Below are 11,448 nucleotides of genomic sequence, written 5' to 3'. Positions count from 1 at the left end.
TTTGCGGTGGCTTATAGTGATTAAGGCGCTGTGCGGTAGCTTTTGTATTGCGTTACTCACACCTTAGCAAGGCGTTAACTGGCGCAGAAAATATGAAAGCACATTGATACCGTTACTAGGTTCAGAGGTTTAGCGTGTTTGGTCGGTTCCCTTAATTAAGCTAATGCGACTAATTCAATTTGGTACTTAAGTTTTCTCATGAGAAAGGCGGCACAAAGCCTTCTAATAATATAAGGCATTCTCGATTAGTTCGGCGCACTTACATCGCCGAAGTATGGTGTTGTGAGACGCATTTCAAACTAAAGGTAAACGGTAATCTTTTAGTTAAATACATATTTGAGTTAGCTTTACTAATCATTAATTAGGAAAACCAGCTTTGGCTAAAGTGGCTGTAAGATCGGCGAAAACTGAAAGGCGCTCAGTTAACAAACTGTTTAAGAGGGATTCGCAACGCGTGGCATTTTCACTATGCGTTGGTTTAAGTGATTAAGGTGGTATGCGGCGGCTTCGGTATTGCGTTGCTCACCCCTTAACAGGGCGTTATACGAATAGAGGGAAATTATGTACAAAAATACTGATTTTAACTTGGATTCAAAAGAGTTCAGGTTTAAGAAAGACTCATATCCTTTGTCTAAGATAAACAATGTTAGGGTTAAAAAGTTAAGTTTTCTTGATAATTTAGGTCAAGTTTTATTCTGGGTGTGTGTTTTTTCAGGGGCAGTTTGGTTAGTTATTCCAAGGTTGGAAGAGGTGCCACAATGGCTACTAGTTTTAGTTCTTAGTCTGACGGTTGTAGGTTTGGTTTTTGCTCTTTTTCGTTGTTCTAAATATGCACTTCAAGTCGAGTTTCGCCACATAGATGAAACGGGCGTTCAATGGGTTAATGTCGCTAAGTCATACTCAAAGTCAGATTGTGAGTTATTTGAACAGCAAGTGTTGGCACTGAAGAAATTCGTATAACAAATTGTTCAAGAGTGATTCGGCACGCGTGGCATTTTTACTATGCGTTGGCTTTAGTGGTTAAGGTGTTATGCGGAACCTTCTGTATTGCGTGCCTCACACCTTAACGCGGCGTTAGCCCTATCAGAGGAAAACAATGAAATCTGCAGTATTAGTTATTGATGTTCAGTCGATTCTGTTCGACCCGGAACCTCAACCATTTGAGTCACAAATCGTACTCACCAAAATTAATGAAGTTACGAAATTGGCGCGTGCTAAGTCTGTCCCAGTTATCTTTGTTCAGCACGAGCAACCTAAATCTGTTATTGAATACGAAAGCGCTGGTTGGGCATTGCAGTCGAGCTTAATTACACAAACTGGTGACCATTTCGTTCGCAAAACAACACCAGACTCTTTCTTGAATACTAATCTTCAAAGTGTTTTGAATGAACTCGATGTAGATAGCTTAATTGTGTGTGGCTACGCCTCAGAGTTTTGCGTTGATACCACCATTCGCAGAGCTGCAGGTTTAGGCTACCCCGTAACTTTGGTTTCGGATGCCCACACAACTCATGATAAGGAGCACGCCAGTGGGGCTCAAATTCGAGAGCACCACAATGCCACGTTACCTAGCATTTCAAGTTTCGGTGTTAAAATCGAAGCGGTAGAGGCGTGCAACCTTTGGGCATAGGGCTAACAAGCAATTTAAGAGTGATTCAGCACGCTTGGCATTTTTAGTTTGGTTTAAGTTTGGTGATTACGGTGGTTAAATTGAGTGTCGTGGTTGCGCGCTTCACACCTTAATTGGGCGTTATACGAATAGAGGGAAATTATGTACAAAAATACTGATTTTAACTTGGATTCAAAAGAGTTCAGGTTTAAGAAAGACTCATATCCTTTGTCTAAGATAAACAATGTTAGGGTTAAAAAGTTAAGTTTTCTTGATAATTTAGGTCAAGTTTTATTCTGGGTGTGTGTTTTTTCAGGGGCAGTTTGGTTAGTTATTCCAAGGTTGGAAGAGGTGCCACAATGGCTACTAGTTTTAGTTCTTAGTCTGACGGTTGTAGGTTTGGTTTTTGCTCTTTTTCGTTGTTCTAAATATGCACTTCAAGTCGAGTTTCGCCACATAGATGAAACGGGCGTTCAATGGGTTAATGTCGCTAAGTCATACTCAAAGTCAGATTGTGAGTTATTTGAACAGCAAGTGTTGGCACTGAAGAAATTCGTATAACAAATTGTTCAAGAGTGATTCGGCACGCGTGGCATTTTTACTATGCGTTGGCTTTAGTGGTTAAGGTGTTATGCGGAACTTTCGGTATTGCGTGCCTCACACCTTAACGCGGCGTTATAACTCAGGAGGAAGAGTGGAAAATTTCCCGATAGAAAAGCTCAAATTTACAAGTGCAAAGATTTCTGGTGTCGATGGCGACGTCTCACTTGAGATAGGAATAGAGCCGTTTGAACTTAGTCTAGACGACTATTCTGAGACAATAGAAACTGTAATTAGCCTAAACGGTATTAATTTACCTACAGAGCTTAATGAACTTACTGGTAGAACATTTACTTTCCCTGTAAACCCAGATGACGGGTATATTGATGGGTCAGTTTACTTCTTTGCAGCTCATAGTCCTGTTGATATCACTGAAATTAAATTTGGTGAATCGACAAATGGAAAGTTACCTATGACACTTGAATCCTCATGGGTACTGGAATTTGAGCTAACAGGGTTTAAAAACCTACATACAACAATCCACACGTATCTGAAGTTATAACAAGGCGTTTAAGACGGATTCACAACGCGTGGCATTCTCAGTTCAAATTGAGTTTTGTGCTTACGGTGCAATGGCTTAGGTTCGGTTGTCAGCGTTGTTAACCACTTAACGCGGCGTTAGCATGCAAATAGCGTCAATCAGGTTTTGAAGGATTATAATGAAACTTGTAACGAAAAGAGTAGAGAATTTAGGAACTCCTTCATCTGAAAATGGAGTTTTCTCAATGCTTAGTGAGCTCAGAAGAGAGCTTCTACTAGAGATTTCGGAAGGAGAAAAAAGGATAGGAAGTTCAGAAGAAATAAAAAGTTGGATTTTAGAGCACTATCAAGCCAACCCCTTAGTTGGTGATATGTATAATGCAATTTTAATGATAAAAAAAGATTTAGTTTATTCTGAAGGCGATTTACCACAGCTTGAGGAATGTAAGTCTAAGATATCTCAATTGGAAACATTACCTCTTCCTGAGTTTTGCTTTATAACTTCTCGTATTCAAGATGTAGAAAAAGGAGTGTTAATTCAAAGAGAAGAGCTTAAAGGCGCTGGTTTAGTCTATTCTATAACAATTTTCGATAGAGAGTACTTAACGAAGAAAGCAGTACGCCTAGAAATTCGAGTGTGTAAAAAAGAACCAGAGCCATTTGTTTCTCTTTTTACCATTAATGGCTGGATTCATATATCTAAGGAAAGTGTGCAATCAAATGAGTATGCCGTATTTGCTCTCCGATGTTTAATAGCCTATCACCGTTACGAGTATCCAGTATTAACAAAAGATTTAATAATTGTTGATGAACAAGATAAGCTTACTGATAATGACTATTTATTAGATTTAATAGTTAAGGCTCATAAAAATGAAATAAAATGCTATAAAGCAGAAGTTCCATTAAATATTATTAAGCCACGTGATATTGAATACGCATTATCTATTCCGAAAGAAAGAATTCAGTCTTACATTAACAAAATGTGTGATTTTGGCTTTTCTTTTTCTGAGTTGCTTATCTATGAAGATGGTAATGTTTTCATAACTGATGACGATTATCCTGTATACCTTGCTTATGCAGCAATGGATATTAGTATGGTTCCAGCGGTAATATTAGGTGAATTTAAGAACACTGATGTGAAAGTTTTGTCTGAGGGAGGAGGAGAGTTGATGCCTCCGATAGGTGTCGAAGAAATTGAAGACTCAGGTATTCCTATTAAAACTAAAGAACAAGCTCTTAGAGAGAAAATATCTAGTTTATGCCCCAAAATTTCTGATTCTACGAAACTGGAAAATAGATTTGTTCATTTCTGTAGACTAATTGGTAGTAGATCGACAAAAGAAAAAGAGCTACATGAATTTTTAAATAAAAATCCACAAATTTTAGATAGTCATATGGCCTCTATGTTCAGCGAAGTTAGAATAGGTCGCTATAGAGCAGACTTAGTTATACGTTATGAGCAAGTCGACAAAAAAGTAGTATTGGTTGAGCTGGAGCGTCATAGTGATAAAATATTTACGAAGTCCAACCGTATAAGAAAAAAAGTTACTCATGCATCTCAACAAGTGGAAGACTGGATTAACGAAATTAGATTAGGGACAAATAATGCACCGAAATGGTTAACGAATCAGTATAATCCTGAAGGTTTTGTCGTTATTGGTCGCTCAAAAGACCTCTCAGAAGACCAAAAACAAATTTTGTTTTCATTAAATGTGAATCGTAAGGTAAAGATAATAACCTATGATGATTTGTTGGAGCGAATGAAACGGCTTATGGGAATGATTGGTGGCTTAAACTAGTAAATGCATCTATGCCGTTATTAATATGTGTTCTGGCGTTCTAATAAGCGAATGCTAACAAATTGCTTAAGAGTGACAGCTAACCTTTGGTATTTTTGGTTTGGGTGAGTTTAGTGATTACGGTGGCTTTGCTTGAACTTAATGGTTGGTTAGCTGCACCTTAGCAAAGCGTTAAGTTTCATTTAATTCGGAGTAAATAAATGTGCAATATTAAAGTTCCAGATTGGAATTGTGGAAAAGCATTCGCGACGGTACGAGTCAATAATTGGTATGAGCTTAAAGCACTAATTGAAAAGGACTTTCTTGATTGGAATGAATATGTTTTTCGAGGACAAAAAAGCTCCAATTGGCCGTTACGTTCAAAATTCGATCGTGAATATAGGTTAGCCCTAAAAAAGCTAGATGAAGCAGAGCCTTCTAAGGGGTTATCAGAGCAAAATATATATCTGGTTGAAAGGAATCTGAATTTGAGTCTAGATCCTAGAAATGAAGTGTTAGATAGGCTAATAAGCACATTTAAAAAGGCGTGTACAGGTCGTCGCGGACAGTTACCTAAGACATTGTCAGATATTGAATGGTGGGCATTAGGTCAACATTTTGGTTTAGCAACCCCTCTCCTAGACTGGACTTTATATCCTTATGTTTCAGCATACTTTGCGTTTAGTGAAGCAGATCCAGATGAATCTGGTTGCCGAGCTATTTGGGCTTATTCGCATGATGGGATGATGGAGATTTTTATTAACTCGCCAGAGTACTGTCATAAGGAAATAAAAGAATCTGACACTATTATGGTGCTCTCAGGGTTAACTGATGAAAACTCCAGAATAATTAGTCAAAGTGGTTTGTTTACGCGTATACCAAACGGTGAAGATATAGAAGAGTTTATTGAAAATAATATCGACTTAAATGGGATGGCCCCAATTCTTTACAAAATAGAAATACCGAATACGCAAAGAGAAGCGTTTTTACGTCATTTAACGGTTATGAATATACATAGCGGCTCTCTTTTTCCTGATCTTGTTGGTGCTGCTGAATTTGCAAATCGTAGCCTCGAATGTGAATCGGAAAATTTACTCTGGAAAGCGACACCAGCTTTTACCAAACGGATGCTTAGCAATGGAGCATATCACGATAACAATAAATGAACTTAACAAAGCATTTAAGAGTGATTCGCAACGCTTGGCAGTTTCGCTTAGCTCAAGTATAGCCAAGCGTTGCTCACACCTTAATACGGCGTTATGTGAATAGAAGGTTCCAGTGAACAAGGTAGTCAAAGAGCGCTTCGAGGAATATCCGGAAAATGCTCGTATTAGGCTAGAGGAGCTACGAAATCTAGTCTTTCAAATCGCATCTGATTTGGAGCTGGGTGAAGTCGATGAAACTCTAAAGTGGGGTGAACCCAGCTATAGTGTAAAAACAGTCAGCCCGCTAAGAATGGACTGGAAGCTGAAATCCCCTAACAATTATTACCTGTTCTTTAACTGCCAAACTAAGTTAGTCGATACATTTCGAGAATTGTATGGTGAAGAACTGGTGTTTCAGGGAAAAAGAGCAATCGTTCTGTCCATATCGCAAGTGTTGCCAGAAACAGCAATCAAGTCCTGTTTAGAGTTGGCTTTAACTTATCAGCAGCGTAAAAATTTGCCTCTTTTGGGCGCGTGAAAAAATTCACATAACAAAGCGTTCAAGAGGGATTCCCCACGCTTGGCATTTTTGGTTTTAATCAGTTTTAGTGTTTATGGCATAATGGTTTAAGTCGGGTGGTGGCGCTTTCCCCCCCCTTAACGCGGCGTTAGTCGCCAGAAAAAGTTAGCAATCAAAATTACGTTTCTAAGCTTAAAATTTAGCTGATGATCGTTTGATACGCCGGTGTGTCGTCGATGGTCAAAACTCAGTTTCAACAGCTTCAAATCCAAAGTTTTGTAACTGTCCTAGCTGCTGTTTTGTACTTCGGTGCTGACAGAGCAGGGCAATCAAGAGTCTGTTTTTGGTTGCAACGCCACTCGGTGAGTTTGTTGGTACAAAAGCCGATTTACTCTCTGAAATGACGTTTTCTTTGGTGTTGTAAATTCCACTTGGTTTCAGTGACTTTGTTGAAAGTCCGCACTGTTAGATTGGTTTTCAAAAAGCGCTTTTTGGGTGTTATCAGTCCGTTTTCTGCGGCGTTTGCTGTTCCAATTGGTTTCATTGAATAGTCGCTTTGAGACTACGCCAGACTTAAGTGCATCAAAGCACATAAAGTTTGTTGTTCGCAAAGTTTAGTTTGGCTTAAAATTATCGCTCGGTGCCTCGTGACTAACAAACTACTAAAGAGTGATTCGCAACGCGGGGCATTTTTACTATGCGTTGATTTCGTGATTACGGTGGTATGCGGTAGCATAGGTATTGCGTTGCTCACTACTTAACGCGGCGTTAGGCGTCTATGAAATGGACTATGGAATATTAGCTAATGAAACTCGAAGAACAAATTGAGAAGTTATCAGACATAGGGTTGTCGTTGAATAAAGGTGTGACTATTAACGATTTACTCCTTTCATATTCTAGAGAAGAATACGAATCGAACCCTTTTGATTTAATTCTTTTTGTATACGGAATAGAGATTGAAGAAGAACCATGGGGACGGTTTGTTTGTGATCAGGCGTGGAATTTCGATGCAGAGGCGATTGAAGAGGATGGTTCCTATATTGAAATAGTAAAGCAGTTCCATCGAATCACAGGCAGAACTAAGGACTTAGAGGGGCTGCGAGATACTGTAAACCTAGAAGAACATTATGCAGAGCTCCAATATTCAGTTGATGGTGTTAAAAGGTTGCTAAAGCCTGAAATAGACGATGATTGGGCTGATGCTAAAACTATCGAAATTATACTAAGCGATTTACGCCAACCGGGGTTCGATTTCTATCCAAAGGATAATGGACAAGCCAGTATCTGGTTCTATTTGTCTGAAAGTCAGGCTATAAAGCTAAACCAACTCGCCAATAATGTGTTTAATTTAGAACGTAAACCATGGTGGAGAGTATGGTAGTTATCAGTGAGTTCAAGACGTCTAACAACCGCTTTAAGACGGATTCGTAATGCTTGGCGGTTTTGGTTTGAATTGGTTTTAGTGTTTACGGTGTAATGGTTGAGTGTTGTGGTCGCGGTGCTCTCCACTTACGTGGGCGTTCTACGAATGAGGAAGATTCGTGAAAAAGTGGAAGTTTGTATTCTGGGTAATGTGTTTCTTAACGGTTTTAAGCATTCTTCAACTCCCATTTTTTAAAGAGTTAAATATTGGAGCATTTATAGGCTCATTTGTATCCGCAATATCTCTTGTCAGCTTTTACGGCTTTAGTTATCGAGTTGCCGTCGGTAGCAAAGTGCTAGCGATCATCATCTTTGGGATAAATGCACTTGCTATGCTGGGCATTGCAATATTTAGTGTGTTCTTCTTACTGACTTATCTAAGTCCAGGAACCTTGTTCTTTTTTGTTACAGGGATGGGACTGATGCTTGTTTACCTGTACCCGCTGTATATGTATGCATTTAAATCTACAGAGATTTGGCAACTGGAGTAATTAGCATAACAAACTGTTCAATAGCGATTCGCAACGCGTGGCATTTTTACTATGCGTTGGTTTTCGTGTTTAAGGCGGTATGCGGAAGGCTCGGTATTGCGTTGCTCACCTCCAAAAGGTCATTAATACTCAAAGGTCAAATATGGATATTTACCCAGAAATCGAGTTATCTAAAGCGCAGCATAATGCAATTGAAGCTCTTAGAAACAAGTCGTTTCCTGAACATCAAGTTACTCGCTCTTACTATAAGCAACTCCCGCATATGAGAGTTCTGAATTACGAAGGTGATCAGTTAGTTGGTTACATGGGATTAGACTACAGAGTTGTTCGCGTTGGTGATGAAATTTATAAAGTATTAGGTGTGAGTGACTTTTGTGTCGAGAGCACAGTTCAAAGACAAGATATTGGCACAAAAATGTTGTCTCAACTCAGCGAGTATGCGTCCACTAAAGATGTCGACTTCATCATTTTAGTCTCCGATTTGGAGCGTTTTTATGTGGCCAATGGTTATATGCGCCTTAACTCTCTAAGTTCTTGGTTGCGAGTTCACGAACATAAAAATTACGGTGTCGCTGTAGAGCAACTAGATGATTTATATGTTAAACCTATCAGCGGTAAAACTTGGGCTGTTGGTCATATAGATTGGTTAGGGTATATGTATTAGTCTGTAGTGGGCTAATAAATTGTTCAAAAAGAAATACTACACGTGGCATTTCCAATTAGCGTTTCTTATACCTTACGGGAGCGCTTTCCCACAAGGAGTAATATGTGATTGTAGTAGCAAGGTTTTCTTTTCCTCATGAAGCTCATATTGCGAGAGCAAGCCTAGATAGTGTCGGAATAGAAAGTTACATCGCTGACGAGCACACGGTAAATACTCAGTGGCTTTATTCAAATGCAATAGGCGGCGTCCGTCTGATGGTGGCTGAAAGTGATGCAGAAGATGCGAAACAAATACTTAGTAGCGATTTCTCAGAATCATTGGGAAATGAAGTTGACGTTGATGAAGAAAAAGACGTTTGCCCTAAATGTGGTAGTAAAGATCTATTTGTATTTACAAAAGGTAAACGCCCAGCTTTCTTAGTTTTTATTTTACTAGGTTTTTCACTGTTTTTTTACAAGCATGGTTATAAGTGTAAGCAGTGTGGGGAGTTTAGTGAAAAACTTTAAATCTTTAGATAACAAGGCATTAAAGAGATAACTTGTACTCGTAGTATTTTTACGATGAGTTAGGTCTAGTGCCTATACAAGAAGTCAGAGTTACTGCTTGCTTACAAGCAAAGCATTATACGATAGTGAAGGAATAACATTGAATGAGTGAAATTAAAACAATAGAGCAGTTAAAAGAAATTTACGCAGAGCCAAGTGCGAGAGCTAAAAATAAAGCTCTGCCTGTGCTGGATGTTCATGCGATTACATTAATTAATAACTGCCATTTTGCAGTTCTAAGTACCGCTGATTCACAAGGGTATATCGATCTTTCTCCTAAAGGAGGGGAGCCTGGCTTCGTAAAAGTTTTAGATGAATCAACATTGTTGCTCCCTGATAGCTCGGGGAACAATCGTATCGATAGTCTAAAAAATATCATTAGTAACCCCAAGGTAGGGTTGTTATTGATGGTAAATGGTATTGATGAAGTGCTCCGTATTAAAGGAATCGCAAGTATTCACACCGACGCCAACTTGATATCTGCTTGCCCCGATGGAAGTAAAGATCCTAAGGTTGTTATCAAAATAGTCATAGAGAGTATGTATTTTCATTGTGCGAAAGCGGTGATGAGAGGGAAACTTTGGTCTGATGACTATAAAGTAAATCGCTCAATTCTCCCTTCATTAGCTCAAATCTTTAAAGATCAACAAAAGTTAGAAAGTAAAGCGCTTAATCAAGAAGAGATGTTGAAATATTACCAATCTAGCCTTTAGAACAAGCGTGGTAATATATTGAAAAAGATAGAAAAATCAGGTTCGACCTTGCTTTACGGAAGTATGGATTAGGTTTAGTGGGGATGTTACTGTCTCAATAGCGTTAGTTCACAAATAAACAATTGTTAGTCCAAATTTTAAAATGAAAAATGCAGGAAAATTTACTCTAGAAAATTACGTTTTGGCTAGTCCGGGAGTTAGGTGTGTTGGACAAATGATTGATCTTTTTGTCAGTTTTAGCATTTTTACTCTCGTTTTATGGGTCGGCTTAGAAATCGGTATTGAAAAAGAGCTTGTGCGCGCTACAGCAGTAACTGCGACTGTATCGTATTACCTTTTTTCTGATTGTTTACCAAATGGTCAAAGTGTGGGTAAAAAACTTTTGGGCATTGCAGTTATAAGTGCAAGAACGGGTAAAAAGTGCAATATTTTTCAGTCGCTCTTTCGAAATGTTATTACTCCATTCTTCGGTTTTATTGACTCAATTTTCATTCTTGGTAAAAAGAGGCAACGTCTCGGTGATAAGTTAGTGAGAACGGTGGTGGTAGTGCACTAAATTGATAGCGCTGAGGACTAGGGTTCAAGTCGGGCTTTGTTTTCGTGGTGGAACAGCCTCGCTTAGGAGGTAGCGTTACTCACATACTTAATGTAGCGTTGTAAGAAAATTGGTATTGGAGTCCAAGTTTTATGTCAGAAAAAGAGAAAATGTTAGCAGGTGAGCTTTATGACCCAAGTGATGAAGAGTTATTAAAGTTAAGGTTGAGCGCTAGGTTACTAACTGAAAAATTGAATGCCACGTCTGTTGAGCATAAACAAAAGCGAGTTCAAATAACTAAGCGCTTGTTCGGTACAACAGGTGACGATATTCATGTTGAATCTTCTTTCAATTGCGACTACGGATCCAACATTCACGTTGGAGATAATTTTTACGCTAATTTTGGTTGTGTGATTTTGGATGTTGCGGAAGTTAAGTTTGGTGATAACTGTTTACTTGGGCCTCAAGTTGGAATTTATACTGCGACTCATCCCTTAGATCCTATCGAGAGGAACAGTGGTTTAGAGCTAGCAAAGCCCATAAACATTGGTGACAATTGTTGGATAGGTGGCCATGCCGTAATCAACCCTGGCGTAACACTTGGGAACAACGTGGTGGTAGCCTCTGGCGCAGTCGTTACAAAGAGTTTTAGAGACAATGTCGTTGTTGGTGGCAACCCAGCCAGAGTACTGAAGGAAATCGTCACTAAGCGATAATAAAGTATATGGACTATTTTGAGCCTGAGTTTAGGACTTATGATCAACTCACTCCAAGCTTTGATGCGTTCAGCGGTTACTTGTTGACGCACTTGAATGTCTAAAATTTGCTTCAATATAGAATCGTGACACGTGGCGCTTTTACCGTGCGTTGAGCTTGTTTAAAAGTCTCATACGAAATCATTTGTATTACGTGTCTCACACTTTTATTGTATTTTCGTCACCAATAA

14 protein-coding genes are annotated in these 11,448 nt (G+C 38.9%); all 14 read left to right on the top strand.

Features of this window, described 5'->3' with window-relative positions:
* Positions 1-561: 561 nt before the first annotated feature.
* The 14 genes from R7Q41_RS19690 to R7Q41_RS19625 all read left to right on the top strand — a co-directional run bounded on the left by R7Q41_RS19690 (position 562) and on the right by R7Q41_RS19625 (position 11,218).
* Positions 562-960, top strand: coding sequence for a DUF6232 family protein (locus R7Q41_RS19690; RefSeq protein WP_025519062.1), 399 nt, complete (start codon positions 562-564; stop codon positions 958-960).
* Between the two features lie 136 nt (positions 961-1,096).
* Positions 1,097-1,630, top strand: coding sequence for a cysteine hydrolase family protein (locus tag R7Q41_RS19685; RefSeq protein ID WP_005535745.1), 534 nt, complete (start codon positions 1,097-1,099; stop codon positions 1,628-1,630).
* A 141-nt stretch (positions 1,631-1,771) separates the two neighbouring features.
* A complete protein-coding gene (locus R7Q41_RS19680) occupies positions 1,772-2,170 on the top strand; it encodes a DUF6232 family protein (protein ID WP_025519062.1) in 399 nt (132 codons plus the stop codon).
* Between the two features lie 133 nt (positions 2,171-2,303).
* Entirely contained in the window at positions 2,304-2,711 is a 408-nt protein-coding gene (locus R7Q41_RS19675; RefSeq protein ID WP_132937075.1) for a hypothetical protein, read from the top strand.
* 157 nt (positions 2,712-2,868) lie between these two features.
* Entirely contained in the window at positions 2,869-4,488 is a 1,620-nt protein-coding gene (locus R7Q41_RS19670; RefSeq protein ID WP_225478318.1) for a Shedu immune nuclease family protein, read from the top strand.
* 200 nt (positions 4,489-4,688) lie between these two features.
* Positions 4,689-5,633, top strand: coding sequence for an FRG domain-containing protein (locus R7Q41_RS19665; RefSeq protein WP_318109486.1), 945 nt, complete (start codon positions 4,689-4,691; stop codon positions 5,631-5,633).
* A gap of 112 nt (positions 5,634-5,745) precedes the next feature.
* Entirely contained in the window at positions 5,746-6,150 is a 405-nt protein-coding gene (locus R7Q41_RS19660; protein WP_206959767.1) for a DUF1801 domain-containing protein, read from the top strand.
* 787 nt (positions 6,151-6,937) lie between these two features.
* Positions 6,938-7,513, top strand: a complete 576-nt coding sequence (locus R7Q41_RS19655; protein WP_132937086.1) for a hypothetical protein — start codon at positions 6,938-6,940, stop codon at positions 7,511-7,513.
* 160 nt (positions 7,514-7,673) lie between these two features.
* Positions 7,674-8,045: a hypothetical protein gene (locus R7Q41_RS19650; protein ID WP_132937087.1), complete on the top strand. Its 372-nt coding sequence runs from the start codon at positions 7,674-7,676 to the stop codon at positions 8,043-8,045.
* Between the two features lie 142 nt (positions 8,046-8,187).
* Positions 8,188-8,709, top strand: coding sequence for a GNAT family N-acetyltransferase (locus R7Q41_RS19645; protein ID WP_206970906.1), 522 nt, complete (start codon positions 8,188-8,190; stop codon positions 8,707-8,709).
* A 104-nt stretch (positions 8,710-8,813) separates the two neighbouring features.
* Entirely contained in the window at positions 8,814-9,215 is a 402-nt protein-coding gene (locus R7Q41_RS19640) for a DUF2007 domain-containing protein (protein ID WP_206970905.1), read from the top strand.
* Positions 9,216-9,358: 143 nt separating this feature from the next.
* Positions 9,359-9,967 (top strand): pyridoxamine 5'-phosphate oxidase family protein, encoded by a 609-nt coding sequence (locus R7Q41_RS19635; protein ID WP_005389306.1) that lies wholly within the window; start codon positions 9,359-9,361, stop codon positions 9,965-9,967.
* Positions 9,968-10,109: 142 nt separating this feature from the next.
* A complete protein-coding gene (locus tag R7Q41_RS19630) occupies positions 10,110-10,523 on the top strand; it encodes an RDD family protein (RefSeq protein WP_031781318.1) in 414 nt (137 codons plus the stop codon).
* 131 nt (positions 10,524-10,654) lie between these two features.
* A complete protein-coding gene (locus R7Q41_RS19625; RefSeq protein ID WP_047102727.1) occupies positions 10,655-11,218 on the top strand; it encodes a sugar O-acetyltransferase in 564 nt (187 codons plus the stop codon).
* The last annotated feature ends 230 nt before the right edge of the window (positions 11,219-11,448 follow it).

It is taken from the genome of Vibrio sp. 2096, from assembly GCF_033339595.1.
Taxonomy (GTDB): domain Bacteria; phylum Pseudomonadota; class Gammaproteobacteria; order Enterobacterales; family Vibrionaceae; genus Vibrio; species Vibrio alginolyticus.
This window is presented reverse-complemented; position numbering and strand designations above follow the sequence as displayed.